23 protein-coding genes and 4 tRNA genes are annotated in these 26985 nt (G+C 68.7%); 2 read left to right on the top strand and 25 right to left on the bottom strand.

The window, feature by feature from the left end:
- Positions 1 to 8: 8 nt before the first annotated feature.
- From EDD31_RS13625 to EDD31_RS13535, 19 genes are all read right to left on the bottom strand, one after another.
- Entirely contained in the window at positions 9 to 575 is a 567-nt protein-coding gene (locus EDD31_RS13625) for an adenine phosphoribosyltransferase (RefSeq protein ID WP_123304628.1), read from the bottom strand.
- Positions 572 to 1690 (bottom strand): protein translocase subunit SecF, encoded by a 1119-nt coding sequence (gene secF, locus EDD31_RS13620; protein WP_123304627.1) that lies wholly within the window; start codon positions 1688 to 1690, stop codon positions 572 to 574. The genes EDD31_RS13625 and secF overlap by 4 nt, the downstream gene beginning before the upstream one ends.
- Positions 1690 to 3723, bottom strand: coding sequence for a protein translocase subunit SecD (gene secD / locus EDD31_RS13615; RefSeq protein ID WP_123304626.1), 2034 nt, complete (start codon positions 3721 to 3723; stop codon positions 1690 to 1692). The genes secF and secD overlap by 1 nt, the downstream gene beginning before the upstream one ends.
- A 12-nt stretch (positions 3724 to 3735) precedes the next feature.
- On the bottom strand, positions 3736 to 4146 hold the full coding sequence (locus EDD31_RS13610; protein WP_123304625.1) for a preprotein translocase subunit YajC: 411 nt from the start codon (positions 4144 to 4146) through the stop codon (positions 3736 to 3738).
- Between the two features lie 134 nt (positions 4147 to 4280).
- Positions 4281 to 5282, bottom strand: coding sequence for a Holliday junction branch migration DNA helicase RuvB (gene ruvB / locus EDD31_RS13605; RefSeq protein WP_123305576.1), 1002 nt, complete (start codon positions 5280 to 5282; stop codon positions 4281 to 4283).
- Positions 5283 to 5307: 25 nt separating this feature from the next.
- Positions 5308 to 5931 (bottom strand): Holliday junction branch migration protein RuvA, encoded by a 624-nt coding sequence (gene ruvA, locus EDD31_RS13600; RefSeq protein WP_123304624.1) that lies wholly within the window; start codon positions 5929 to 5931, stop codon positions 5308 to 5310.
- A gap of 80 nt (positions 5932 to 6011) precedes the next feature.
- Positions 6012 to 6641 (bottom strand): crossover junction endodeoxyribonuclease RuvC, encoded by a 630-nt coding sequence (gene ruvC / locus EDD31_RS13595; protein WP_123304623.1) that lies wholly within the window; start codon positions 6639 to 6641, stop codon positions 6012 to 6014.
- 12 nt (positions 6642 to 6653) lie between these two features.
- Entirely contained in the window at positions 6654 to 7412 is a 759-nt protein-coding gene (locus EDD31_RS13590) for a YebC/PmpR family DNA-binding transcriptional regulator (protein ID WP_123304622.1), read from the bottom strand.
- A gap of 65 nt (positions 7413 to 7477) precedes the next feature.
- Positions 7478 to 8029 carry an NUDIX hydrolase gene (locus EDD31_RS13585; RefSeq protein ID WP_123304621.1) on the bottom strand — a complete coding sequence of 184 codons (552 nt, stop codon included), beginning with the start codon at positions 8027 to 8029 and terminating at the stop codon, positions 7478 to 7480.
- A complete protein-coding gene (locus EDD31_RS13580) occupies positions 8026 to 9165 on the bottom strand; it encodes a PrsW family intramembrane metalloprotease (protein ID WP_123304620.1) in 1140 nt (379 codons plus the stop codon). Before EDD31_RS13580 ends, EDD31_RS13585 begins: the two co-directional genes overlap by 4 nt.
- On the bottom strand, positions 9162 to 10262 hold the full coding sequence (locus EDD31_RS13575; protein WP_123304619.1) for a glycosyltransferase family 4 protein: 1101 nt from the start codon (positions 10260 to 10262) through the stop codon (positions 9162 to 9164). The genes EDD31_RS13580 and EDD31_RS13575 overlap by 4 nt, the downstream gene beginning before the upstream one ends.
- Positions 10262 to 11233 carry a phosphatidylinositol mannoside acyltransferase gene (locus EDD31_RS13570; protein ID WP_123304618.1) on the bottom strand — a complete coding sequence of 324 codons (972 nt, stop codon included), beginning with the start codon at positions 11231 to 11233 and terminating at the stop codon, positions 10262 to 10264. The genes EDD31_RS13575 and EDD31_RS13570 overlap by 1 nt, the downstream gene beginning before the upstream one ends.
- Positions 11233 to 11856, bottom strand: coding sequence for a phosphatidylinositol phosphate synthase (gene pgsA / locus EDD31_RS13565; protein WP_123304617.1), 624 nt, complete (start codon positions 11854 to 11856; stop codon positions 11233 to 11235). Before pgsA ends, EDD31_RS13570 begins: the two co-directional genes overlap by 1 nt.
- A 3-nt stretch (positions 11857 to 11859) precedes the next feature.
- A complete protein-coding gene (locus tag EDD31_RS13560) occupies positions 11860 to 12441 on the bottom strand; it encodes an HIT family protein (protein WP_245991222.1) in 582 nt (193 codons plus the stop codon).
- On the bottom strand, positions 12438 to 14450 hold the full coding sequence (gene thrS / locus EDD31_RS13555; protein WP_123304615.1) for a threonine--tRNA ligase: 2013 nt from the start codon (positions 14448 to 14450) through the stop codon (positions 12438 to 12440). Before thrS ends, EDD31_RS13560 begins: the two co-directional genes overlap by 4 nt.
- Positions 14451 to 14654: 204 nt before the next feature.
- The gene (locus EDD31_RS13550; RefSeq protein WP_170163309.1) at positions 14655 to 16505 is read right to left on the bottom strand and encodes an LPXTG cell wall anchor domain-containing protein; all 1851 of its coding nucleotides are present in this window, start codon (positions 16503 to 16505) and stop codon (positions 14655 to 14657) included.
- Positions 16506 to 16784: 279 nt separating this feature from the next.
- Positions 16785 to 16856 (bottom strand) — tRNA-Val (locus EDD31_RS13545).
- A gap of 19 nt (positions 16857 to 16875) precedes the next feature.
- Positions 16876 to 16946: transfer RNA gene (locus tag EDD31_RS13540), tRNA-Cys, on the bottom strand.
- 33 nt (positions 16947 to 16979) lie between these two features.
- Positions 16980 to 17051: transfer RNA gene (locus EDD31_RS13535), tRNA-Gly, on the bottom strand.
- A 231-nt stretch (positions 17052 to 17282) separates the two neighbouring features.
- On the opposite strand from EDD31_RS13535, the gene EDD31_RS13530 reads away from it, so the two are divergent.
- A tRNA-Val gene (locus EDD31_RS13530) sits at positions 17283 to 17354 on the top strand.
- A 73-nt stretch (positions 17355 to 17427) separates the two neighbouring features.
- On the opposite strand, the gene EDD31_RS13525 is transcribed toward EDD31_RS13530, so the two are convergent.
- The 3 genes from EDD31_RS13525 to EDD31_RS13515 form a co-directional block, all read right to left on the bottom strand.
- Positions 17428 to 18342: a carbohydrate ABC transporter permease gene (locus EDD31_RS13525; protein ID WP_123304613.1), complete on the bottom strand. Its 915-nt coding sequence runs from the start codon at positions 18340 to 18342 to the stop codon at positions 17428 to 17430.
- Positions 18342 to 19274 carry a carbohydrate ABC transporter permease gene (locus tag EDD31_RS13520; RefSeq protein WP_123304612.1) on the bottom strand — a complete coding sequence of 311 codons (933 nt, stop codon included), beginning with the start codon at positions 19272 to 19274 and terminating at the stop codon, positions 18342 to 18344. Before EDD31_RS13520 ends, EDD31_RS13525 begins: the two co-directional genes overlap by 1 nt.
- 290 nt (positions 19275 to 19564) lie before the next feature.
- The gene (locus tag EDD31_RS13515; RefSeq protein ID WP_123304611.1) at positions 19565 to 20800 is read right to left on the bottom strand and encodes an ABC transporter substrate-binding protein; all 1236 of its coding nucleotides are present in this window, start codon (positions 20798 to 20800) and stop codon (positions 19565 to 19567) included.
- Positions 20801 to 20885: 85 nt separating this feature from the next.
- On the opposite strand from EDD31_RS13515, the gene EDD31_RS13510 reads away from it, so the two are divergent.
- Positions 20886 to 22727 carry a sugar phosphorylase gene (locus tag EDD31_RS13510; RefSeq protein ID WP_170163308.1) on the top strand — a complete coding sequence of 614 codons (1842 nt, stop codon included), beginning with the start codon at positions 20886 to 20888 and terminating at the stop codon, positions 22725 to 22727.
- On the opposite strand, the gene EDD31_RS13505 is transcribed toward EDD31_RS13510, so the two are convergent.
- The 3 genes from EDD31_RS13505 to EDD31_RS13495 are packed head-to-tail and all read right to left on the bottom strand — an operon-like array spanning position 22720 to position 26980.
- The gene (locus EDD31_RS13505) at positions 22720 to 25098 is read right to left on the bottom strand and encodes a glycoside hydrolase family 3 N-terminal domain-containing protein (protein ID WP_123304609.1); all 2379 of its coding nucleotides are present in this window, start codon (positions 25096 to 25098) and stop codon (positions 22720 to 22722) included. The two genes, EDD31_RS13510 and EDD31_RS13505, sit on opposite strands and share 8 nt — an antisense overlap.
- Entirely contained in the window at positions 25095 to 25979 is an 885-nt protein-coding gene (locus EDD31_RS13500) for a carbohydrate ABC transporter permease (RefSeq protein WP_123304608.1), read from the bottom strand. The genes EDD31_RS13505 and EDD31_RS13500 overlap by 4 nt, the downstream gene beginning before the upstream one ends.
- Positions 25976 to 26980, bottom strand: a complete 1005-nt coding sequence (locus EDD31_RS13495; protein ID WP_170163307.1) for a carbohydrate ABC transporter permease — start codon at positions 26978 to 26980, stop codon at positions 25976 to 25978. Before EDD31_RS13495 ends, EDD31_RS13500 begins: the two co-directional genes overlap by 4 nt.
- Between the last annotated feature and the right edge of the window lie 5 nt (positions 26981 to 26985).

Raw genomic sequence — 26985 nt, 5'->3', positions numbered from 1 at the left:
TGCGCGCATCAGTAGACGAGGACCGAATCGACCTGGCGGCCGGTCAGTGCCGCGCGGCCCTGGAGGAAGCCGAGTTCCAGCAGCATGCCCAGCGCGACGACCTCACCGCCGGCTTCTTCGATGAGGGAGGCGGCAGCGGCCGCCGTTCCGCCTGTGGCGAGCACATCGTCGACCACCAACACGCGCGAATCAGTCACGACCGTCTCGGGGTGCAGCTCGATGCGGGCCTGACCGTACTCCAGGGAGTAGTCGACGCCGATGACCGGGCCGGGAAGACGTCCCGCCTTGCGGATGGTGATCATGCCGATCCCCAGGGTGGCCGCGATGGGCGCCGCGAGGATGAAGCCGCGCGACTCGATGCCCGCCACCGCATCGATGCGACCCCGGTACACCTCGGCCAGTCCATCCACCAGGGCCTGCAGGGCCGGGCCGTCCGCCAGCAGCGGAGTGATGTCGCGGAAGAGGATGCCCGGGCTCGGGAAGTCCGGGATGTCCCGGATGTGGCCGCGCACGAGGTTCACGAGTGAGTCCGGGAAGGGCGAGCCCGGCGCGCGGACCCCGTCCGCCTGGCTCACTTGCCGCTCTTCTTTCGCCGAGGTTGCGCAGCGGTGCCCAGGTGCCGCCCAGCGACCACAGAACCCCCCCGCTCGGTGGCCAGAGCGGCCTCTTCGTCGATGCGCTCGGCGCTCAGCGGGCCGGAGGCGACCTTCAGGCCGCTCTCGCGCCGCTCGCGCCGGTCCACCACGACCTTGGTGTGCTTGATGACCTTGGCGTCGCGCTCACGCAGGCCCACTTCGATCGGTGCCGCGAGGTAGATCGAGGAGTAGGCGGAAAGGATCATGCCCACGAACAGCGCCAGGGCGATGTCGCGCAGGGTGCCGGCACCCATGAAGAGCGCACCGATGAACAGGATCGCCGCCACCGGGAGCACACCGGTGACCGAGGTGTTGATCGAGCGCACCAGCGTCTGGTTGACGGCGCGGTTCGATCCTTCGGCGTAGGTGTGGCGATCCTGGGTGAAGAGGTCGGCGTTGTTCTCGCGCACCTTGTCGAAGATGACCACCGTGTCGTAGAGCGAATACCCCATGACCATGAGGAACCCGACCACGGCCGCAGGCGTGACCTCGAAACCGACCAGCGCATAGATGCCCACCAGGAGCACGATGTCGTGCAGCAGGGCCGCCAACGCCGCCACCGCCATCGTCCAGGTGCGGAAGTAGATCAGCATGCCCAGCACGATCAAGCTGATGAAGATCACCAGGGAGATGATCGCCTGCTGGGTGACGTCCGAGCCCCAGGTGGGGCCGATGAAGGTCGAGGTGATGTCGTCCGGGCTCACTCCGTAGGCCTCGGCCAGGCCGTCGCGCACCTGACGGGTCTCGACGTCGGTGAGCTCACCGGTCTGGACCCGCACGGTGGTGTCGCCCACCGTGGAGACGCGTGGCGGCTCACCGCCGACCTCGGAGATCACATCGTGCGCAGGCTGTTCCTCGGTGGTCTGCGCTCCGGAGACGGTGAACTGCGATCCCCCGGAGAACTCGATGCCCGGGTTCAGCCCGCGCACGAGCAGCACCGCGATCGACAGGATCATCAGTACCGCGGCGATGACGACCCAGCGGTTGCGGCGATCAACGATGTCGTAGGTCTTTTGACCGGTGTAGAGGTGGTTACCCCAGGTGCGGAAGGACATCACCGCTCACCGCCTTCCGTGGTCTGCTCATCCGGATCCGGGCCGCCGTTCTCGGCGCTCTCTGCCGCGCTCGCTTGCTTGCGTTGCAGAGCCCGGCGTTCGGCGATGGTGAGCTTGCGACCGTCTTCGGTGATGGCCGGCGGCAGGGGTGACCGGTCGTGCCGGTTCACCGCCTGGCCCGCGCCGGCGGCACCCGCACCCACCGTGACGGGGATCCGCGAGGAATGCTCAGCGTCTTCCGGTGATGCGGCTGCCTCGGCAGGGCTGGAGCGGTGACCCGGTCCGCCGAAGCGACCGCGCCCGCGGTAGGTGTACGAGGTCGCGCCCAGCGACTCGGGCTGCAGACCGGAGAGCTTGTGTCCCTGACCGAAGAACTTGGTCTTCACCAGCAACAGCATCACCGGGTGGGTGAAGAGGAAGATCACCAGGATGTCGACCAGGGTCACCAGACCGAGGGTGAAGGCGAAGCCCTGCACACCGCCGACGGCCAGCACGTAGAGCACCGCAGCGGCGATGAAGTTCACCGCGTCGGAGGCCAGGATGGTGCGCTTGGCGCGCGGCCATCCGTGCTCGATGGCGGCTCCCAGCGTTCGTCCTTCGCGCACCTCGTCGCGGACTCTTTCGAAGTAGACGATGAAGGAGTCCGCGGTGACACCCACCGAGATCGCCAGACCCACCACACCGGGCAGCGAGAGCCGATAGCCCATCTGCCACGACATCAGCGTGATGAGCCCGTAGGTGACCACACCGGCGAGCACCAGGGAGGACACGGCGACCAGACCGAGCGCCCGGTACTGCCACAACAGGTAGGCGATCACGAGCACGGCTCCGATGGCGGCGGCCAGCAGACCTCGCTGCAGCTGCTCGGTGCCCAAGGTGGCCGAGATCTGCTCCTGGGACTGGATCTCGAAGTCGATCGGCAACGAACCGAAGGAGAGCTGGTTGGCCAGCGTGGCCGCCGATTCGGAGGTGAAGTTGCCGCTGATCTCGCCGCGGCCCCCTGGGATGACGTTGTTCATCGTGGGTGCCGTGATGACGTTGCCGTCCAAGACCGCGGCGAACTGATTGCGGGGCGGCTGGCTCTCCAGGCGCACCAACTCTGCGGAGAGGTCCGCGAAGATGCGCCCGCCCTCGCGGTCGAGTTCGAAGTTCACCGCCCACTGGCCCGTGGGGGCGCCACTCTGTGTCGTCTGCATGCCGGAGGTGGCTTGCGTGATGTGCTGTCCGGACAGCGGCGAGGGCGCCAGGATGTACTTCGTCATCCCGGTCTCATCACAGGCCGCGATCGGCTCGTCCGAGGGGTGGTCCAGTCCGCCGGCACGGTTGGCCGGATCCAGGCAGTCCAGGGTGTAGAAGTCGTACATCACCTGCTCGGTGATCCAAGCCGTGTCGGTGTAGGACTCCGGCTCGGTCGCCGGCTGATCGGAGATCTCGCCATCGCCGTCCACGTCTGCGGCGATTCTGGCGGCCTCCTCGATCTCTTCCTCGGTCGCCGGCTCACGCTCGGCAGCAGCGGCCTCGGCCTCCTGCTGGAGCTCGGCGAGTGCCTCCTCGATCTCCTCGTCGGTCATGTTCTCGACATCGAGATCGGCAAAGGGATCCTCGCCCTCCTCCAGCACCGTGTGGGCGTCGATGACGCCGGGCCCACCGATCTGGAGCACGGGGCGGAAGTACAAGCGGGCAGAGCGCCCGACGAGCTCGATCGTCTCGTCCGAGGGGGTGCCGGGGAGGCCCACCACGATGTTGTTCGATCCCTGACTGGTGATCTGGGACTCGGCCACACCGGAGGCGTCCACGCGCTGACGCATGATCGCGATCGCCTGATCGATGTCCTCATCGGTGATCTCGGAGCCATCGGTGGTCCGTGGCGTCAGGATGAGCTGCGTGCCACCCTCGAGGTCGAGTGCGAGATCGGGCGTGGTCGAGCCATCGGACCAGCGGTCACCGCCGACGATCGAGGCGAAGATCGCGACCAGCAGGACGCCGAGAATGACGAGGGTGCGCGCGGGGCGCTGACGAGAGGGTGCTGCCACGACTCTGTGCCCTTAGCCCTTGTCTTGGTCGGTCAGGCGCCCGTCTTCGCCCACGGTGGGGCCTCCGGGCCGGAAACCCTCGGGCTCCGCCGTTGCACCACTGTCCGCGGACAGCTCGATGCTGGGAAGCTCCTCGCCCTCGCCCTCGCCCTCGTCGCCGTCCTCGGCGAAGGGCGGGTCCTTGACCTCAGCGATGGCGGCATCGAGCCAGATGCTGAGTTCGCCCGTGGGGCTCTCGAGCGTGACGACCTTGCCGTCCACCTCGACGACCTTGCCGAAGAACCCGGCTCGGGTCATCACCCAGGTGCCGGGATCGAGTGAGTTCAGCAGCTGCTCCTGCTGAGCCTGCTGCTTCTTGCGGCCACGGCTGGATACCAGCCACAGCAGCAGCAACATCGGCACGAGAAAGATCAAGATCTCCATAAGGGAGGCACTCCGATTGCGGTTGGGCGCGGACCAGGAGAGTCTACGCGCTAGCCGCCGAACCAGTGCACGGCCCCTACGAGCTCCGCGCGGCGCGCCCTCGGCCAGTCATCCGGGCGCAGACAAGCTCCGGCTCAGCTGAAGAGCACGTCCGAAGGCGGCGCTTCCAACCCCAGGTGGGAATAGGCCGCAGCAGTGGCCTGCCGCCCTCGCGGGGTCCGGATCACCAGGCCCTCACGGACCAGGAAGGGTTCGGCGACCGTCTCAACCGTCTCCGGCTCCTCCCCCACCGTGGTGGCCAACGTGGACAGGCCCACGGGCCGCCCGGCGAAGCGTTCACACAGGGCGCGCAGCACCGCCCGGTCCAGGCGGTCCAGCCCGAGGCGGTCGACCTCGAAGACCTCCAGCGCCCCGTGGGCGGCAGCCAGGTCCAGCGCACCGGTGCCGCGCACCTGAGCGAAGTCCTGGACCCGGCGCAGCAGGCGGTTGGCGATGCGCGGCGTGCCCCGGGACCGCGAGGCGAGTTCGCTGGCCGCATCAGCACCCAGGTCCGCCTGGAGCAGACCTGCCGAGCGGCGCAACACTTGCTCCAGGTCCGCCGCGGAGTAGAACTCCAGGTGAGCGGTCAGGCCGAAGCGGTCTCGCAAGGGCGCCGGCAGCAGCCCGGCCCGGGTGGTCGCCCCGACCACGGTGAACGGAGGGAGCGTCAGCGGGATCGACGTGGCCCCGGGTCCCTTGCCGACGACGACGTCCACGCGGAAGTCCTCCATGGCGAGGTAGAGCATCTCCTCCGCCGGGCGAGCCAAACGATGGATCTCGTCAATGAAGAGCACATCGTGCTCCTGCAAGGAGGACAAGATGGCGGCGAGATCCCCCGCATGCTGGATCGCAGGGCCGGACGTGAGCCGCAGCGCTCCGGAGGACTCGTGGGCGATGATCATCGCCAGGGTGGTCTTGCCCAGGCCGGGTGGCCCGGACAACAGCACATGATCGGGCGGGGTTCCGCGATTGCGAGCTGCCTCGATCACCAGGGAGAGCTGATCGCGCACCACCGGCTGGCCCACGAACTCGTCGAGACGCTTCGGCCGCAGCGCCGCCTCGGCCGCGCGTTCGACCGCGTCGGCTCCACCATCCATCGGTGCGGCAGAACCTTCCGGGAACTCAGCCACGTCGCGCACCTGCCAGGTGCTGCAGGGCCGCCCGGAGCACCGCCGCGCGGTCGTCGGCCGCGGGAGCGTCGGGCGAGTCCAGCACGGCGGTGACAGCCGCGCCGGCCTGCTTGTCGTTCCAGCCCAACTGGGTCAGCGCCTCAGCCACCTCCGCGGCCAGGCCGCCGGGCACCTCGGCATCCGTCGTGGCAGGAGCGGGGGCGCTGCCGCCGGTGGGCGGGCCGAGCTTGTCTCCGAGTTCCAGCACGATGCGCTGAGCACCCTTCTTGCCGATTCCGGGCACCCGCTGCAGGGCAGCGAGGTCCTCCTCGGCCACCGCACGGCGCAGCAGATCCGGAGTGTGGACCGCGACCATGGCCAGCGCCAGGCGCGGTCCCACTCCCGAGACGGTCTGGACCGCCTCGAAGACGGCGCGCTCGTCGTCATCGGCAAAGCCAAAGAGGGTCAGGCTCTCCTCCCGCACCACCAGAGACGTGGCCAGGCGCGCCGCGGCACCCACACGCAGCGACGCCAGGGTGGCCGGGGTCGCCTCGATGCGCACTCCCACCCCGCCGACTGCCAGCACAGCGTGGTCCAGGCCAAGCGCCTCCACGACGCCACTCATCGATGCGATCACTACGTGTCCTCCTGGTCGGCACGATGCCTAGCGCACGGCCGGGCCGCACTGGTGTACACCTGTACGAAGACCGTACCTGCTCAGCGCTGTTCGGCCACGGCTCCGGCACGGCGCGCCGAGCGCTCGGCCGCCGCCCACGCCCGCTGCGCCGCGGTCATCCCGGGTGCCTCGGGCGCGCTGCCTGCGCCGCCATGCTGGCCGGCCACCACCGCGCGATCGGATGGACTCGCCCCGGCCACCCCGGCACGCCAGGAGTGGCAGATCGCCAGTGCCACCGCATCGGCGGCGTCAGCCGGCTTCGGAGCGGACTCGAGCCGCAGGATCCGGCGGACCATCTCCTGAACCTGGGCCTTCTCCGCGCGGCCGTCACCGGTGACGGCCGCCTTGACCTCACTGGGTGTGTGGAGCCCCAGGGGCAGACGTGCCTGTGCTGCAGCCAGCATCGCGATGCCCGCCACCTGGGCGGTCCCCGTCACGGACCGGACGTTCGCCTGGGCGAAGACCCGCTCCACCGCGATGGCGCCGGGCCGGTGCCGGGCCATCCACTCCTCCAGCCCCTCGGCCACGGCCAGCAACCGGAGGTGGGGAGCAAGGTCGGCCGGCGTGCGCACCACGCCGGCTTCGACCAGGGAGACCTGCCGGCCGGGGGCCGTGTCGATCACGCCGATCCCGCAGCGGGTCAGCCCTGGATCGACTCCGAGAATGCGCATGGCGTGGGCGCCTCAGTCCTCGCCGAGCTCCGCGAGCACCGATTCGGGGACGTCCACGTTGGAGAAGACGTTCTGCACGTCGTCGCTGTCCTCGAGTGCCTCGATGAGGCGGAAGACCTTGGCCGCGCCATCAGCGTCGACCTCGATCTCCATCGAGGGCACGAAGCTGGCCTCCGCGGAGTCGTAGTCCACACCGGACTCCTGCAGCGCCGTGCGGACCGCGACGACGTCGGTGGCCTCACTCATGATCTCGAAGCTCTCACCGAGGTCCTGCACCTCCTCTGCGCCGGCCTCGAGCACCGCGGCCAGCACGTCGTCCTCGGTGAGCCCATCGACCTTGGGCACCTGCACGACGCCGCGGCGGTTGAACAGGTAGGAGACCGACCCGGGATCGGCCAGGGAACCGCCGTTGCGCGTGAAGGCGACGCGAACATCCGAAGCGGCGCGGTTGCGGTTGTCGGTGAGGCATTCGACCAGGACGGCGACGCCGCCGGGGGCGTAGCCCTCGTACATGATGGTCTCGTAGTTCGCGCCGCCGGCCTCCTCGCCGGAACCACGCTTGACCGCCCGCTCGATGTTCGCCGCAGGCACCGAGGCCTTCTTGGCCTTCTGCACGGCGTCGTAGAGGGTCGGGTTGCCCGCGAGGTCACCACCACCGGTGCGCGCTGCGACCTCGATGTTCTTCACGAGCCGCGCGAACAGCTTGCCGCGCTTGGCATCGATCGCGGCCTTCTTGTGCTTGGTGGTTGCCCACTTGGAGTGACCGGACATGGCTGGTGACTTGCCCTCTCGTTGTCATGACGTGGTGGCTCGACCCGTCATTCTACGCCCCGGTGCTATTCCTCGACCTCGCCCAGGTGGGCGCAGCTGCCGTCCCAGCCGGTCAGCAGGCTGCGCACCAGTGCGGGCAGGTTGCTCGGATAGACCACCGCGCCGCCGGCGAGTTCGGCCTCCAGCTCCGCGACATCCCACCAGCGCATCTCATCGAGGACCTCGCGTTCCCCGGCGGTCCAGCCGGCATCACTCAGCTCGGTGGCTGTGCCGCCAGCGAGGCGGGCCAGGAAGAACTGCTCCTCCTGCCGGCAGGTCACCCGGAAGAAGTCGAAGATCGCCGAGCGAGTGAGCACGGGGCCCTCAAGTTGCTCCGGGCGTAGCTCCAGGCCCGTCTCCTCGGCGGTCTCCCGCACCGCAGCGGCGCGCGGGCTCTCGCCGGGTTCCAATCCGCCACCCACGGTGAACCACCAGGACCTCTCCGGCTCATCGGCATCGTGCCCCCGCACCAGGAGCACCCGCCCGCTGGGGTCGAGCAGGATCACTCGCGCGGCGTGGCGCGAGAGCAGGCCATCCGGCCCCGGCACCCACTCCGGGCCCAGCCGGCTCCCACTCATGTGCTCCACCCCGCGCGGGCCCGGCTGACGGCACTCAGCAACTGGTGTTCGTCCCGGCGGACGCCCATGTCGTGCCGCCCGATGAGGACCCGCTGGCGGGTGAAGGCCAGCCACGTCGCGTAGCGCTGGAAGTCCCTCATCGCACGGTGGGCGTCGCTCCCCTGGTTCTTCGCCCAGGCCCGGGCCATCCGCCGGCCTCGCAGGGAGGTCAGCATCTCGACCTCCATCGGCGCGAACCATCCTGCGTGGGCGTACTCGGTGAGCCGGCCGCGGATGATCATCCGCTCGTCGTGGCGTAGCCACACGATGAGCGTGATGTAGGCGGCGAACAGCGGTATCTGGAAGACCACGAACAGCAGGAGGTAGACCACGCCGAGGACGGCGGAGGCGTTCCAGACGGCGTGCAGCAGGATCGCAGCCACCAGCCCCACCGGGAAGGCCCACATCCAGGTGCGGCGGCGCGCCCGGGAGGCCAGACCGAGGGCGATGCCCATGGCGGCCGTGAACAGGACGTGCGCGAACGGGCTCATCACGGCCCGGCCGAAGAACACCAAGCCGAGGTCTCCGTCCTCGGCGGCCCGGCCGAAGTAGAAGATGTTCTCGGTGAAGGCGAAGCCTGCGGCGATGACCGCGGCGTACACCAGACCGTCCACAGGGCCATCGAAGTGGCGTCGGCGGGTGAGGAAGATGATGAGCAGACCGAAGCCCTTGAAGATCTCCTCACTGAGCGGCGCGCCCACCACCACGCCGGTCACCGTGGCCAGCAGCTCGGAACCCGAGGCCTCCTCCACCGCCGTGAACCACGCGTTGTTCACCACGAGAGCTCCGGCCACGGCCGCACCGGCCCCCCAGAGCAGCGCGCCGATCAGGAGCAGCCGGGGCTCCGGCTCCCAGCGGTCGACCCACCACACCAGGACCAGGATCACCAGCAGCGGCAGGGAGGCCAGCAGAGCGGACAGCAGAGTCGATCCGGCGCCGCCCTCCGCCACGATCCAGGCCAGGGCAAAGACGCCTCCGAGCAGACCCAGCGAGAGCAGCATGATCTCGACGATCAGCGTGCTGCGACGGCGGTGAGGTGCCGTCCGCCAGCGCGGGTGCTCGGGAAGCTGCGGCTCGCCGGGCGCGCGCGTGCTCATGGGCTGAACGCTACCCGGCCGTAGACCTCCAGGAGCTGATCGGTGACCGTCGGCCAGTCGTAGCGACGGACATGCTCGCTGGCGTACTCACGCATCCGGGTACTCCCGGCGAAAGCGGCGAGCAGGCGGTCCGCGAAGGCCCTCGGCTCCCCCACCGGCACCAGGTGTCCCGCCCGGCCGCCATCGAGGACCGCGGAGAACGCGGGCAGATCCGAGGCCACCACGAGGGCGCCCGCCGCCATGGCCTCGGTCAGCACGATGCCAAAACTCTCGCCCCCCAGATGGGGGGCCACGTAGATATCCACGGACTTCAGCAGGCTGCGCTTGTCATGATCGGAGATCGCACCGAGGAACTGCACGGAGTCCCCGTAGGGCGCCAGCTGCCGTCGCTCGGCTGCGGCGTGGCCACGTCCGGCGATGAGGAAACGCACGCCCGGGTGGCGCTCCAGGACATGCGGGATGGCCTCGGCGAGCACCGCCAGGCCCTTGCGCGGCTCGTCGAGCCGTCCGAGGAAAGCCACCGTGGGCCGCTCCGCGGTTCCCACCCACCGCAGGTCGGCTTCGGCCCGGGCGAAGCGGCCGACGTGCACGCCGTTCGGGATCACCTCCGCGGATCCACCCGCGTAGTGGGTGAGGGTGCGGCGGGCTTCCTCCGAGACCGCTACCCGCGCCCCGATCTTGCCGAGCGACGCACTGAACATGGCGCCGGCGGCCCGCAGACCGAGCGAGCGGTCCATGGAGGTGTGGAAGGTTGCCACGATCGGACGGTCGGTGGTCCACAGGGTCAGCAGGCTCAGGGCCGGCGCCATGGGTTCGTGCAGGTGCAGCAGGTCGAAGTCACCCTGGCGCAGCCAGCGGTTCACCCGGTTCGCCGCCATGGGGCTGACGTTGAGCCGCGCCACCGAACCGTTGTACGGGATGGGGGTGGAGTGCCCGGCGGCCACAACATACGGTGCCACCGGAGTGCTCGCTCCGGCAGGGGCAAGCACCGAGACCTCGTGACCGCGGCCGATCAGTTCCTCAGCCAGGTCACCCACGTGTTGCTGCACACCGCCCGGGGCGTCCATCGAGTACGGGCAGACGAGACCGATGCGCATCAGCCCTCCTCCGCGCGCACGGCCGCGTCCGTGGCGGCCCCGCTCGTGGCTGACGCCGCATGCAGCCGTGCGGCGTCCAGATCCTCCACGAAAACGCGCTGCAGCATGTGCCAGTCCCTGGGATAGAGACGGATGCGTTCGGCGAGGGCATCCACCCAGCGCTGGGTGAGCTCGGCGACGCCGTTCGCGGGAGCGACGTCGTCGGGGCGCCACACCGCGGGCAGGAGTTCGATGACGATTCCCCACGGGCTCCCCGCACGACGACGGCGCGGGCCGGTCAACCGTTCACGCCGGATCATGGCCGGGTAGAGCGGCAGCTCGCCGCCGAGCGCCAGCGCCGCCGGCCCAGCCGCCACGCGCGCGCGACGGCCGGCGAGCTGCACCTCCACACCGCTGCTGCTCAGATCGCGGTCGGCCAGCAGCGGGGTGGCATGAGTGGTGCTGCGCACCCGGCGCAGCAACTCCCGGAAGACACCCGCCTGCATGGGAAGGATCTCCAGGCCGATTCTCCTGCGCATCGCGAGGAACTCCTCGAAGACCTCGGAGGGTTCGAGAACCTCGGCCACCGTCAGCACTGGCGCCAAGGACGTCGTGGCGTATGCCCCGGCAAGGTCCCAGTTCCCGCAATGCCCGAGGGCCGCTACGAAGCCTCTGCCCTCCCGGCAGTCTCTCGCGGGCTCACGGTCACCGATCACCCGCACGCGCGCCTCGATCTGCGCCGGAGTCAGGCCGGGCAGCTCCACGGCCTCGTAGAAGTTGGCCAGGTACCTCCGCAGGTTGCTGCGGCTGAGCCGGCGGATCTCCCGCCTGCTCAGATCGGGTCGCATGCGCGTGAGGTTGCGCTCCAGCAGGGTCACACCGCCTCGGCGAGTCCCCCAGGCGAGGTCCGCGGCCAGGTCGAACAGGAGCCTCCCCAGGCCCCCGGGGAGGCGCTGGGCGGCACGTGCCACCGGGAAAGCCCCTGCCAGCATCAGTCGATCGCCTGCCGGGCACTCCGGTACGCGCGTCCCATGCGCTGGAAGACAGTGATCAACGCGGCTAATGCCAGCACCCACAGCGCCACCGTCAGCACCACCGGCGGCAGGCCGAGGCCCACAAGGAAGAGCGCCACCAGGATCACCACGAGCCGGTCGGCACGTTCCGCCAGTCCGCCGTCACCGCGCAGGCCCACCGACTCCGCTCGCGCCTTGGCATAGGGCACGACGGATCCGAACACCAGGGCGGCCAGGGCCGCGGCCACGGTGAGAAGTTGCCACGTGCCCTCGAGGTGCCGCAGCGCCCAGATGATCACTGCGGCCAGCAGCGCGCCGTCTGCCACGCGGTCCATGGTCGAGTCCAGGAACGCTCCCCAGACCGACTCCTGCCCGGTGAGGCGGGCGAGCTGGCCGTCGAGGTTGTCGAGGAGGACGCAGACGGTGATCACCAACGGGCCGATGACCAGCATGTCGAGGGGAATCAAGGTCAGTGCTGCCAGGCAGGTGAGCACGGTTCCGGCAACGGTCACCACATCCGGGCTGACGCCCAGGCGCGCGAGCAGCCGGGCCGCCGGCCCGAAGAGCGCGCGGGCAAAACCTCTGCCGGTGGTGGAGAGCATGGATCAGCCCTCCCGCTCGATGGCCAGCCACGCTTCTGCGAGCAGACGGCGGGTCTCCCCCAAGACCTGCGGCAGCGCCTTGGTCCGGGCCACGATCGGCAGGAAGTTCGCATCCCCGCCCCAGCGCGGCACCACGTGCTGGTGGAAGTGCGCGGAGACACTGCCGCCGGCCACCTCGCCGAGATTGACCCCGAGGTTGAAGCCCTGCGGCGCGGAGACAGCGCGGATCGCCTGCAGTGCCTGCTGGGTCAGGGCGGCGATCTCATCGCGCTCGGCGTCAGTGAGCTCGGTGTAGTCAGCCACATGGCGGAGCGGGCAGATCAGTAGGTGACCGGGGTTGTAGGGATAGAGATTGAGCACCACGTACGCGTGCTCGCCGCGCCGGACGATCAGCCCATCAGCGTCCTCGCGCCCCGGAGCCCGACAGAAGGGGCAGGTGCTCTCCCCCGCGGGGGACTCCTGCCGCTCCGTGCCACCGACGTAGACCATCCGGTGCGGCGTCCAGAGCCGCTCAAAGGCGTCCGGCGTGCCCGGATGATCTGGGGCCTGCCCGGCTGCTGCCTGCGCAGGGCCGGGCCCGGTCACACCTGCTCCCGGGCCTCGATGGCCCGCAGGATCTCGGCGATGGCCTCCGCCACCGGGACCTGATTGCGCTGGGAGCCGTCGCGGTACCGGAAGGACACCGCACCGGCGTCGACGTCCTCACCACCGGCGATGACGGTGAAGGGAATCTTCTCCTTGGAGGCGGTGCGGATCTTCTTGGGGAACCGGTCCGCTCCATCGTCGAGCTCCGCGCGGACGCCCTGGGCTGCCAGCTGGCCGACGACGTCCGCGAGGTAGTCGTTGAAGGGCTCGGCCACCGGGATGGCGCGCACCTGAACCGGAGCGAGCCACGCCGGGAACGCACCGGCATAGTGCTCGGTCAGCACGCCGAGGAAGCGTTCGATCGAGCCGAAGAGCGCGCGGTGGATCATGACCGGGCGCTGGCGTGAGCCGTCGGCCGCGGTGTACTCCAGCTCGAAGCGCTCCGGGAGGTTGAAGTCGAGCTGGATGGTCGACATCTGCCAGGTGCGTCCGATGGCGTCGCGGGCCTGCACGGAGATCTTGGGGCCGTAGAAAGCCGCCCCGCCGGGGTCGGGGACGAGTTCGAGACCAGAGGCCTCGGCCACCTCCGCGAGGGTGCGGGTCGCTTCCTCCCAGACCTCGTCCGAGCCCACGAACTTCACCGGATCCTTGGTGGAGAGCTCGAGGTAGAAGTCCTGCAGGCCGTAGTCCTTGAGCAGATCGAGCACGAAGGTCAAGGTCGAGGTGATCTCGTCCTTCATCTGCTCGCGGGTGCAGTAGATGTGGGCATCGTCCTGGGTCATGCCACGCACCCGGGTGAGTCCGTGGATCACGCCGGACTTCTCGTAGCGGTAGACCGAGCCAAACTCGAAGAGCCGCAGCGGCAGCTCGCGGTAGGAGCGGCCGCGGGAGGCGAAGATGAGGTTGTGCATGGGGCAGTTCATCGGCTTGAGGTAGTAGTCCTGCCCCTGCCGGGTGATCTCGCCGTGCTCGTCGCGCTGCTCGTCCACGTGCATCGCCGGGAACATGCCCTCGCGGTACCAGTCCAGGTGCCCGGAGACCTCATAGAGCCGCGACTTGGTGATGTGCGGGGTGTAGGCGAACTGGTATCCGGCGGCTACATGACGCCTGCGGGAGTAGTCCTCCATCTCCATCCGGATCATCGAACCCTTGGGGTGGAAGACCGGCAGTCCGGAGCCGATCTCGTCCGGGAAGGAGAAAAGATCCAGCTCGGCGCCGAGGCGGCGGTGGTCGCGGCGCTCGGCCTCGGCCAGGCGTTCCTTGTAGGCCACGAGCTCGTCCTTGGTGGGCCACGCGGTGCCGTAGATCCGCTGTAGCTGTGGGTTCTTCTCGCTGCCGCGCCAGTAGGCGCCGGCCGCGCGCATCAGCGAGAAACCATTGGCGATCAGTTTCGTCGACGGCAGGTGCGGGCCGCGGCAGAGGTCCTTCCATGCCACCTCACCGCCGCGGCGGAGGTTGTCGTAGATGGTCAGCTCACCCTGACCCACCTCCACCGACTCTCCCGACTCCCCGGTCTCGGCTGAGCCCTTGAGGCCGATCAGTTCGAGCTTGTAGGGCTCATCGGCGAGCTCCGCGCGTGCCTCGTCCTCGGTGACCACGCGCCGGCGGAAGGTCTGACCTTCTTTGACGATGCGCTGCATGAGCTTCTCGAGCTTCTTCAAATCCTCGGGAGTGAATGGCTCGGCGACGTCGAAGTCGTAGTAGAAGCCATCGGTGATCGGCGGACCGATGCCGAGCTTGGCCTCGGGGTTGACCTGCTGGACTGCTTGGGCAAGGACGTGCGCGGCGGAGTGCCGCAGGATCGACAGTCCCTCGGCGCTCTCGATCGTCACCGCGGTCACCTCGGAGCCCTGGGGAAGACCCGAGAGATCCGTGTCCAGGTCGCGCGGCTCACCGGCGACGTGGAGGGCCACCACGTCACGGCGCCCCTCGTAGAGCTCAGTGCCGGTCGTCCCTGCGGCGATCGGGTGTTCGACGCCGTCAATGACCAGGATGTGCTCTGCAGACACGGGTGGTGCTCCTCGCGCGGGGATGGTGGGTGGACCGTCCCCGATGGTACCCAGCCGCCACGCGGGTCCGGGCGGATCATCCCGCCCGGACCCGCGTGGCGTGCGCCCCGGGCGCTCGTGCGCCTGGCACGGGGTGGCCGAAGGGCCTACCTCACTGGCTCACGGGCCCCTGCCGCGTCGGCGGATGAGGCGATCACCACAGCGCTACCGCCCGGCCACAACCCGCAGGCGCGCCCGGCTCGCGACCAGTGCCGCTCCGAGAACGCTCAACACGCCTGCCAGCATCATCAGGCCCATGGGTTCGGCGCCGGTCGCCGGCAACGGGTCAGCGCCGGGGGTGGAAGGAGCAGGGCTTCCCTCCACCACGTCGCTGGGCTCATCAGTGGCGTTCTCGGCCGGCGGGCCGGTGGGTTCCGGCTCAGGGCTCGGTTCTGGCTCCGGTTCAGGCTCGGGCTCCGGCGTGGGCTCCGGCGCTGGCAGGACGTCGAGTCGCTGCTCGAAGAGCCAGTCCAGCACCTGACTGTTGGCGTAGGTCGGCACCCATGACGCATGCGGGTTGACCGGCGTCGTGCCCGCTGGGAAGGTGGTGAAGAGGTGCCGAGCCCCGGTGGCGGCCGCTTCCAGACGAGCGTTCGCCGCCGCGAGCTCCTGCTCCGATCGGGGTGCGTTGCCGTCCCATTCGCTCCAGACCACCGGTGCGCCGGCATCCTCGAAGGCGCGCAGGATCCGCAGACCGGAGCCCGGGGCGTCATAGGGCACCACGAAGTCGTCGACCGAGTGCAGGGCCCAGATGGGCAGGTCGCTCAGGGTCTTCAGTGCGGTCTCCTCATCCCCGGCTCCGCAGACCAGCACGGCGGCGGCGAAGAGGTCGGTGGTGGTGGGCAGGATCGCCCAGGATCCGTAGGCCCCCATGGAGAGGCCGGTCAGGTAGATCCGCTCGGGGTCGATTCCCGGATACTGCTCCATGGTCTGGCGGACGAGCTCGATGACGGCTTCCTGGGTGGCGGGATCCCACCAGCCGCCCTGGCCCGGGTCGGCCCGGCCTGCCTGCGGGGAGAGCACGTAGGCAGGTGCTCCGGCCTGGCGGGCGGGGTCGGCAAAGGCCACCGAGATCTGGTTGCCCGCCACCTGCGCATAGTTGTCCGAACCGCTCTCACCGTGCCCGTGCAAGCTCACCACGAGCGGCACCTGCTCGCCCGGGCTGAGCTGCGGCTCGAAGAACCGGTAGGGCACCGTCGCGCCGGCGGTTCCGGTGTACTCCAAGGCCTCGTAGTCATCGACCACGAGCGTCCTCGCACCCGTGGTCAGCACGGCGGCGTCCTGCGCGGGAATCACGCCGTCCGCGCCCTCCAGCTCCGCCACCTGCTGGATCTCGTACGCGCCGGCGAGATCGACGAACTCGGTGAAGACGTTGTAGTAGCTCGCCCCGCCGAGGCCGTCGGACGGGTCGAGTTCGATCACCACCCAGTTTCCGGTACTCCACTGGCCCGGGCTGGGCGCGGCGGAGCTGTAGGCACGAGCCACCGTGCGGGTGCCGGAGATCGGCGTGGCGAAGTCACCGCTGACCTCGATGTCCACCGCGACCTCGAAGGCTCCGACGTCGATGCTCTCCAGATCGAGGAGAACGTCGTACTCGAGGGCTACTGCGGAGACCTGCGGCCCTTCGGGCACGATCTCCACGATGGCCACGGCGTCGAGGATCTCACCGGTGGCGACCACGTCGATGTCGGGCTCGACCTCCACCATGGTGTCCTCGGACGTGAGCTCCTCGGTCTCGACCTCCTCAGACGTGGCCTCGCCATCGACGTCGTCGCCGGGAACCTCGCCGCCCGCAACCTCGCCGTCGGCACCATCACCGGAGCCCTCCGGCTCGGCAGCGTCATCGCTTTCGGCGACCTCCTCGGACGTGGCCTCGTCCAGTGCCGCAGCTCCATCCTCGACTGGCTCCGGAGGCTCGTCGAGAGCCACCGCTGGTGTTCCCAGAGCCAGGGCCAATGGAACGGCGAGCAGACCTGCTCGCCAGTGTTTCGGCGTCATTGCCGATGCTCGTGCCATGAATGGTCCTCCTGTGCTGGCCGGAGCTCGCCGTCGCGGTTCCCGATCACCGACGACACTGACGGCAAGACCCGGTGGATGGGTATCGGGCCCGCCCATTCCAGCGAGACTCACCTCACGTTGACGCTCGCGCGGGCACAACCTGTCGATTTCCCGGCACAGGCTGCACGGGCCCGGACCAACCGTGTCCTGAGGAGCCGCCGCGCCGGGTCAGCCGCGGCGCCCCCTCACCGGGCACAGCAAAAGCCCCCGGCACTGCCGGGGGCCTGATCCACTGCGTGGGCGATACTGGGATCGAACCAGTGACCTCTTCCGTGTCAGGGAAGCGCGCTACCGCTGCGCCAATCGCCCTCGTGATAGCACGACCGCGAGGTGGCGACGGGATTCGAACCCGTGTAAACGGCTTTGCAGGCCGCTGCCTCGCCTCTCGGCCACGCCACCCTGGGAAACCCACCGGGTGGTGGGGTGTCTCCGAGCGGATGACGGGATTCGAACCCGCGACCCTCACCTTGGCAAGGTGATGCTCTACCACTGAGCCACATCCGCATGGATCGCCTGGTACTGCGAGGGCTTCTAGTGCGCCTCACGGCTCCTGACGACTCGTAGAACTTTAGACCACGGATTCCTCGTCCACCAAACAGATCGCCGGCGTGGACCGGTGAGAGATGACACAGCGCCCCGCCCGTGCCGGAGTATCGCCCGGGGCGGAGCGCCTTGTAGTATCGGTAACCGGTTCGCTGATCGGCATCATGCAGCAGGATGCTCCAGGCGGGTCCCGGGCGATTGGCTCAGTGGTAGAGCGCCTCGTTCACACCGAGGAGGTCACTGGTTCGAACCCAGTATCGCCCACGGCATGAGGAAGGCCCCCGACCGGTTTCACCGGTCGGGGGCCTTTCTCGTAGGACGGGGGCCTAGATCGCGCTCAGCCCTTGACCGCTCCGGTGGTCAGGCCGGCTACGATCCGGCGCTGGAAGGCCAGCGCCATGATGATCATCGGGATCGTCACCACCACACAGGCGGCGGTGATGGTGCCGATCGGGCGCTGGAACTCCACTGCCCCGGTGAAGGTCGCGATGGCCACCGGCACCGTCTGCGCCACCTCAGCGTTGCGAGGTGCAAAGGTGGAGGCGAGCAGGAACTCGTTCCACGCCGAGACGAAGATGATGATCGCGGCGGCGAACACACCCGGCGCCGCGAGCGGCAGGATGATCTTGTAGAAGGCCTGGAACGGCGTCGCACCATCGACCTTCGCGGCCTCTTCGAGCTCCTTGGGGATCGCGGCGAAGAAGGTCACGAGGATGAAGATGGTCAGCGGCAGAGTGAAGGCCGTGTACGGGATGACCAGCCCCTCCCAGGTGTTGAGCAGCCCCACCGAGCGCCATAGTTCGTACAGCGGCGGCACCAGGGCCACGGGCGGGAAGAGCGAGACCGCCAGCACCCCCGTGAGCCAGGCAAACTTGTTGCGCAACGGCAGGCGCGCGATGGCGTAGGCCGCCAGGGAACCGACGATGACGCACAGGATCGTGGTGGAACCGGCGACCACGAGCGAATTCCGCAGATTCAGGTGGAAGGTCTGGGAGAAGACCGCCACGTAGTTGTCGATCCCGAAGGGTCCCTGGAACAGATTGGGGCTGTTCAGCGCCCGGTCCCCGATCTTCAGGGAAGTCATGATCAGCCAGACGAAAGGCGCCATGCACCAGCCGATCACCACGACCAGTAAAGCGGTACGACCGATGTTGCGGGCGCGATCCCGCCCCGCATACGAGTTGATGACCGGGCCGTCCGGGCCCTGGTCCCTGGTGGCCGGAGCCACATCCTCCTCAGCGACAGCGCTCATCAGGACCCCTCCTTTCCGATCACCAGATCACGGCCCAGCAGAGCCACGAACACCAACCCCACACCCATGATGATGAGGAAGGCCAGAGTGGACAGTGCCGAACCGATACCCGGGTTCGGCGTCTGCACCACATATTGCTGAACCAGCATCGAGAGCGACTCTGTGCCGAAGGTCCCTTGGGTCATCACCGCCGGGAGGTCGTAGACCCGCAGCGCCTCGACGGTGCGGAAAAGCAGCGCCACCAGGATCGCGGGCCGGAGCAGCGGCAAGGTGATTGACCAGAAGCGCCGGAAGACTCCGGCGCCATCGACCTTGGCGGCCTCGTGCAACTCGTCGGGAATGGTCTGCAGGCCGGCGAGCAGCAGCAGCGCCACGAAGGGCGCCGTCTTCCACACGTCGGCGAAGATCACCGCGAACGGCGCAGTGCCGGACTGCCCCAGCCAGTTGATGTCACCGAGCCCGAAGAGATTGTTAATGAAACCGGGCGAGACGTTGAACATGAAGAACCACATCTGCGCCGCCACCACCGTGGGAATCACCCACGGCACCAGGATCGCTGCGCGGGTCACGCCACGGCCCACGAAGGCCATGTTCATCAGCAGGGCGAAGCCCAATCCGATGAGGAACTCCGCGCCCACGGAGGTCACCGTGAAGTAGACGGTGAACCACAGCGACTCCCAGAAGCGGGAGGACGACAGTGCGGTGGCGTAGTTCTCGAGGCCAGCCCAGCCGTTGTACTGGCGCCGGGTGTAGTCCTGGAAGCTGACGACTACGGCGTAGACGACCGGGAAGAGCGCCACGAGGGCCATGAGCAGAACGCCGGGGGCGACGAAAACGCGTGCGAGAGCGCGTTCGCTGAGGCCCTGGCGGCGGGTGCGGCCGGTCGGTGCAGCGGCCGGTTCCGGAAGTGTCGTATCGCTGAGAGTAGTCATCGGTCCACGACCGGCGCTCGACGTGGCCACGGGCCGCGTGTGCCAGTGGCCTGAGGGGCAACCCGCCGGCGCACGGGGGCCTCGCCCGGAGGGCTGCAATCAACATTGGTCAGCATGCGTTCTCCTCGTCAAGAAGGTGCCGGCTGTCGAGAGCATGCTCTCGCGCCCCGCCATACGCACGTCGCTGGGCGTAGCAGGCTCGTTTCTGTCACCTGATCTCGTGATGTCGCCCCGTGCTGACCTGGCAGGGCGGTCGGCACGAGGCGACATCATGGCGTCTCCAGTTCCGTTCAGAGAGTGGACTCGAGGAAGTCGTGGATGTTCTGCGCGGCTGTCTGCGGGTCGGTCTGGCCGTTGTAGGCCTCGAAGATCTGCCGGCTCATCTCGATGCTGATCTCAGCCCAGGCCGGCGACGGCGGACGAGGGCGGGAATCCTCGAGGATCTCACCGAGCAGCTGAGTGGACGGCGAGTCCGCGTCCTCATAGGCCGAGGAGAGCACCGGGGCTCCGAGTAGCGCCTGGGCCTCTTCGGAGGTTGCGGCCCAGACCACGAAGTCGGTGGCATCGTCGGTGTGGTTCGAGAAGGCGCTCACGGCATTGTTGAAGCCGCCCAGCGCCGTCACCGTGCCCTGGCCATCGAAGGTCGGCAGCGGAGCGATGTCGAAGTTCTCCGCCACCTCGTCGTCGGAGTCGGACTGGGTCAGGTCGTACACATAGGGCCAGTTGCGCTGGAAGGCGGCATTGCCCTGCGAGAAGGCGATGCGCGCCTCCTCCTCCATGGCCGAGTTGAATCCGGAGTTGAAGCATCCGGACTCGTAGGCCTCCGCCATCCACTCGAGGGTCTCCGCCGCCAGATCGACGTCGAAGGTCACCTCGGACTGGTCATCGTTGAAGAGTTCGCCGCCGTTGCCCCAGAAGTATTCGAGCCAGTTCACCACCAGGCCTTCGTACTGGGCGCCCTGAGCGATGTAGCCGCCGACCTCGTTGTCGGTCGCGATCTCGCACAGCTCATCCCAGGTGGTGGGGGCTTCCTCCGTCACATCGGTGCGGTAGACCAGGTAGCCACCGTTGGTGTTGATCGGGACGGCCCAGAGCTCGCCGCCCCATTCGGCGGACTCGATCGGTCCATCGAGCACGAGGCCCTCGATGTCACCGCGGACCCCCTCGAGAGACTCCACCCAGCCGTTCTCCTGGAACTCACCGGTCCAGATCACGTCCACGCCGAGAATGTCGAAACCCGAGCCTCCGGCGTCGAGTTCGAGGGCGAGCTGCTCGCGCTGCTCATCGGCGGACTCGGGGAGGGTCTCCACCGTGACCGGGCGGTCCGGGTTCTCCTCGTTCCACAGTTCAGCGATCTGCTGGAAGGCGCCGCCCGTCTGGGCCTCAGCGCCTCCGATGGCCCAGACCATCTCGTCGCCGCCTCCACCATCGGGCGTACAAGCGGCCAGACCGGACGCTCCCAGAGCGGCCACTGCCACCGCCGCGGTGGCCCGCCGGCGCGGCGACCGCATCGTCGTCACAGGCATGTTGTCTCCTCATCGAGTAGTAACAAGTGCGACGATCATGCTCCGACGCGTCGAAATAAGCAACGTCCGATATTCAGGAGGCCCCATGCAGCCCGAGGCGACCGAGCGTTTGCGCCGCCATCTTGAGGTGCTCTATCCCGGTCGCGGCGAGGAGGTCCTGGCTGATGTCCTCACGCTGGTCCAGAGCTGGGCGAGGTCGGGCGCATCTGCTGAGCAGGAGGGCCGGCACACCGCGGACCGGGACACGGAGAGCTGGGGTCGCCAGGGGCTGGCCGGCGCGGGCTATAGCGAACAGGACGTCTTCGTGATCGCCTATGGCGATCACGTGCGGGAGACGGGAATCGCTCCACTGCGCACCCTGGCCAGCGTGCTGTCCCGGCATGCCCCCGAGGTCAGCGCCGTCCACCTGCTCCCCCACCATCCGGCCACCGGCGACGGTGGCTTCGCGGTCGCGGACTACGAGCAGGTGGAACCAGCGCTGGGGACCTGGGCCGACGTGTCCGCCCTTGCCCAGCAGTTCCGGCTCATGCTGGACGCCGTGGTCAACCACACCTCGACCGCGCATCTGTGGTTCCGCAACTTCTGCGCCACGGATCCCGCCGACCCGACCTCCCCTGCCGGGCGGTTCTACCGCACCGCGGACCCGGCCGATGAGCGCTTGGCGCAGGTGACGCGCCCGCGCACGACGGATCTCCTCACCGCGGTCGAGGCCGTGGAGGGTAAACGCTGGGTGTGGACCACGTTCTCCGCCGAACAGGCCGACCTCGACTTCCGCGAACCCGCGGTCCTGCTGGCGATCACCGCCGTGCTCCTGGACTACCTGCGCCGTGGCGCCTCATGGATCAGGCTCGATGCCATCGCCTTCCTCTGGAAGGAGCTGGGCACCACCTGCATTCATCTCCCCCAGACCCACGAGGTCGTGCGGTTCTGGCGCACCCTGGTCGATGCCCTCGCTCCGGGCTCGGTACTGCTGACCGAGACCAACGTGCCGCATGCGGAGAACGTGTCGTACCTCGGCACCGGCGATGAGGCCCACGCGGTGTACCAGTTCGCCCTGCCACCCCTGACCCTTGCTGCCTTCCATCAACGCGATGCCTCGGCGCTGACCTCGTGGCTGGCCAACCTCGATCCCATCCCGGCCGGAACCACCTTCTTCACCTTCCTCGCCTCCCACGACGGCATCGGCTTGCGGCCGGTGGAGCAGCTGCTCAGCCGGGAGGAGGTGGCCGCACTGGGTGAGACCGTGGCCGAGCATGGCGGTCTGGTCTCCTGGCGGACCCTGCCGGATGGCAGCCGCGCGCCCTACGAGTTGAACTCGACGTACTTCGATGCTCTGCGCCCGCCGGGCGAGCCGGAGGACGAGCACCGCGCGGTGGCTCGCTTCCTCGCGGCGCACGCGATCCTGCTGAGCGTGCCCGGCGTGCCTGCGTTGTATCTCCATTCGCTGCTGGGCTCACGCAACTGGACGGCGGGTGCTCAGGAGTCCGGACACGCTCGCGACATCAACCGGGAGCGTCTGGAGCGCTCCGCGCTCGAGGCCGAGCTCAGCGATCCGGCGAGCCGGCGCACCCGGGTGCTCGCCGGACTGCGGGAGATGATGCGGGTGCGCACGGCGGTGAGTGAGACCGCGGCGTCCCCCTTCCATCCCGATGCCGCCATGGACGTCCTCGACGCCGGCTCCAGCGTGGTCGCTCTGTGCCGGCGGGCGGCAGCACGCACGGTCCTGTGCCTGCAGGAGGTGAGCGGACAGGCTCAGCGTGTGCGGATCGCTGGGCTGCCGGACGGGCTCCGGCACGCGCGCGACCTCCTCGGCCCGGAGCTGGGCTCCGGTGCCGGAGAGGTCGTACGCGCCCTCCCAGAGATTGGCGCCGACGGGCTGGACGTCGAGCTGGGAGGTTATGGGGTGCGCTGGCTGGAGCTCAGCTAGCCGGTCCGATCGTGGCCGGAGTGGTCAGCACGCGCCGCGCCCCCACCTCCCGGGTCTGCCCGGTGAGCCGCAGCTCCGCGTGGAGCGGGGTATCGGCACTGGAGCGGCCCACCCACAGGTCGGTCGAGCCGGGCTCGACGATGCGTCGAAGGTCCAGCCCGGTGAAGGCGAAACGATCCGCATGCACGCTGAAGCTCACTCGCCGGGACTCCCCCGGTTCGAGGCGCAGCCGCGCATAGCCGATCAGTTCGCGGACCGGACGGGCCACCGAGGCCACCTGGTCGCCGGAGTAGAGCTGCACGACTTCCTCCGCCGGCCGCTGCCCGCGATTGGCGACGCTGACGTGCACACTGACGGTCCCATCGACGCTGATCTCCGCAGAGCTGAGCTCCAGGGCCGAATACTCCACCTCGGTGTAGCCCAAGCCGTGGCCGAAGGGATACAGGGGGGTGGGGTCGAGGTTGGAGACACCCTGGCTGTGCTGCCCCAGCGGGGCAGCGAGGTAACCCACGGGCTGGCCGCCCGCCCGCGCCGGGATTCCGATGGGCAGTCGTCCGGCCGGCTCGACAGCGCCGGTGAGGACATCCACCACGGCCGGGCCGCCCTCTTCACCGGGGAAGAAGGCCTGGACGACGGCGGCGGCACGCTCAGCGAGGCCGCCCAGCGCGTAGGGCCTCCCGGTGACGAGCACCAGGACCACCGGCGTTCCCGAGCCGAGCACGGCCTCAACAAGCTCGTGCTGCACCCCGGGCAGCCGCAGGTCCTCCACATCGCAGCCCTCACCGGAGGTGCCCGCGCCGAACATCCCGGCGAGATCGCCGACCGTCACGACCGCGAGATCAGCAGCAGCAGCGGCCTCGACAGCGGCGGGAATGCCGGAGCGATCCTCGCCCGTGATGGCGCAGCCCTGCTGGGGCGTGAGCGTGGTGCCGGGCAGTCCGGAGCGCAGGGCATCGAGGATCGTAGGCACCTCGATGCCGAGGCCCTGGCCGGCGAAGGTTCCGGCCGGGTACTTCGCCAGCACGTGGTTGGGAAAGGAGTAGCAGCCCATCATGGTGCGGGCCTCTCCAGCTGAAGGGCCGATGACCGCCACGGTCCGGCCGCTCCAGGCGGAGGGCTCCAGTGGCAGCACCCCATCGTTCGCGAGCAGCACCACCGAGCGTTGCGCCACCTGCCGGGCGAGTGCACGGTTGCCGGGCGAGTCGAGGTCTCTCGATTCGTCCACCTCGGGCTGCCAGCCGTCCTCTGAGCCGTCCTCTACGTCGAGCATGCCCAGGGCCAGTTTCTGGCGGAGGACGCGACGAGCGGCGGTATCGATCACCGACTCCTCCACCAGCCCCTCGCGGACCTGCTGGACCAGGGTGCGGTACCCACCGGTGTGGGGCAGTTCAATATCGAGACCGGCCGCCACCGCCAGGCGCGCAGCATGGGCCTGGTCCTCGGCAACCCGGTGCATCTTCTCCAGGAAGGCCACCGCCCAGTAGTCCGCGACCACCGTCCCGGTGAATCCCCAAGTCTCCCGGAGCACCTCGGTGAGCAGCCAGCGGGAGGCTGCCGGCGCCTCGCCGTCGATGTCGGCATAGGAGTTCATCACCGAAGCCGCACCGGCTTCACGCACGGCCATCTCGAAGGGCACCAGGATGAGGTCGAGCAGAGCTCGGCGCCCGAGGTGGACGGGGGCATGGTTGCGCCCGGCGGTCGACGCGGCGTAGCCGGCGAAGTGCTTGAGGGTCGCCATGACACCGGCACGCTGGAGACCTCTGACGTACGCGGAGCCAAGGGTGCCGACCACGTACGGGTCCTCGCCCATGGTCTCTTCCACCCGGCCCCAGCGAGCGTCGCGTACGACGTCGAGCACAGGTGCCAAACCCTGCTGGACGCCGACCGCGGCCATGTCCGCCCCGATCCGGGCAGCCATCTCCTCAACCAGGGCGGGGTCGAAGGTTGCGCCCCACGCCAGGGACGTGGGGTAGACGGTGGCCTGAAAGGCGGTGAAGCCGGTGAGGCACTCCTCGTGGGCAATCGCGGGGATACCGAAACGGTTCGCCGCTATGACCGCACGCTGTCTCTCCCGCAGGTCGCGGGCGCCTTCCGCCACACTGAGCGGCACTGTGCCGTAGGTGCGGGTGAGGTGTCCGAGGCCGTCGACGATCTCGTCCTCGAAGTCCAGCTTGCCTGCGGACATCGCGTCCTCCATGGGCGCGACCTCGCCCTGGGCCTCCTCGTCGTTGCGCATCTCCCAGTGCGCCCCCAGCTGAGAGACCTTCTCCTCCAGCGACATCTGCCCCAGCAGTGCCGCCAGGCGCTGCTCCGGACTCAGATCGACGTCGTTCCACGGACCGGTCACGCGTCCGACCGTCGCCCGGCTCATCCCTTGACCGCCCCGGTGAGACCACCGACGATGCGGCGCTCGAAGAGGCTGAAGAAGATCAGCGCGGGAATCATCGACAAGGAGGTGAAGGCAAGCACTCGAGCAGTATCCACCGAGTACTGCGACGCGAAGACCTGCACCCCCAGAGGCAAGGTGTACATCGCCTCGTTGTTCAGGATGAACAGCGGCAGCAGGTAGGCGTTCCAGCTCGCCACGAAGGCCAGGATGCCGGTGGTGATGACGCCCGGCAACGACAACGGCACGACCATGCGGGCGAAGAAGCCCAGGCGGCTCGCGCCGTCGATGGCGGCAGCCTCCTCCAGTTCTCGCGGGATGGCCCGCAGGAAAGGCACCAGGATGATCACGGTGACCGGCAGCGCGAAGGCGATCTGCGGGAGGATCACCCCGCCCAGGGAGTTCATCAGACCCAGGTTGCGGATGAGGATGTACAAGGGCGTGATCGCCACGGTGAGCGGGAACATCAGACCGGCGGCGAAGAGCGCATACAGCGCACTGCGTCCGCGGAAGGGGTAGCGGGCGATCACGTAGGACGCCATCACGCCCAGGGTCACCACGCCGGCAGTGGTCGCCAGACCCACGAGCGTGGAGTTCCCGACCTGGCGCCAGAACTCGGAGGAGGCCAGCACGCCGAGATAGTTGTTCACCACCCATGGATCCGGCAGACCGGAGGGGTCAGCGGTGATCTGGGAGTTGGTGCGGAATCCACCAAGAATGATGTAGATCACCGGCGCCAGGCAGACCCCGACGAAGAGGAAGGCGACGAGGTAGGTGCCCACGCGGCCCCACGTCAGGGGGCGCTGTTGCGGGCGTGGACTCAGCCGTCGTCGTGAGTTCGGGCGCGAGCGCAGTGTCGTACTCATCGCATCCTCCCGCCGGTCAGTGCACCCTCGGTATCCCGGCGGAGCACGAATCGTTGATAGATCAGGGCCACCGTGAGCGAGATGAAGAACAACACCACCGCCACCGCGTTGCCGTAGCCGAAACTGCCGGCATTGCGCCCCTCGGTGACCATGTAGGTGGCCATGGTCGAGGTCCCGACCGTGGCGGCCACGTACTGGCCCCAGATGATGTAGACGAGATCGAAGAGCTGGAGGGAACCGATCATCGAGAGGAAGGCCCAGATGCGAATGGTGGGGCCGAGCAGCGGCAAGGTGATCCGCCGCTGAATCTGCCAGTAGGAAGCACCGTCGATGGCTGCGGCCTCGAAGAGCTCCTCCGGGATGGACTGCAGTCCGGCGAGGAACAGGATGACCGCGAAGCCGATGTACTTCCACGAGATGATCGCCAGGAGCGTCCAGATGGCCACATCGGAATCAGCGAGCCAGTCCACCCGCCATTGCTCGAGCCCGATCTTGATCAAGAAACTGTTGATCGCTCCCGTGGTCTGCAGCATCAGGGCGAAGCCCGTACCCACGATGACCTCGGAGAGGACGTAGGGAACGAAGATCAGCACCCGGACCAGGGATCGCCCGCGGATGCGCTGGTTGAGCAGCAGGGCAATGGCGATGGCCACCGGACCCTGGGCGACCAGCGACATCACCAGCAGGAACCCGTTGTGCCGCAGCGCCGCATGGAAGCTCGGATCGGTAAGGATGATGCGGTAGTTCTGCAGGCCCACGAAGTCCGTGGCAGGGCCGTAGCCACTCCAGCGGAAGAAGCCGTAGTAGGCCGCCATGATCACCGGGAAGATGACGAAGGCGACGAAGACGATCACCGCCGGGCCGGCGAGGAGCGCGATCTCAGCGCGGATGCGCCAGCGTCCGGCTCCGGCCCGTCGGGGAACCGCGGGGGGCGGCGCCTTGACGTCGCCCCCCGCGAGCGGGGCCGGTCCGGTGGCGAGGGAGCCGGTCGAAACGGCCACGGTGC

This window comes from Bogoriella caseilytica, from assembly GCF_003752405.1.
GTDB classification, from domain to species: domain Bacteria; phylum Actinomycetota; class Actinomycetes; order Actinomycetales; family Actinomycetaceae; genus Allobogoriella; species Allobogoriella caseilytica.
This window is presented reverse-complemented; position numbering and strand designations above follow the sequence as displayed.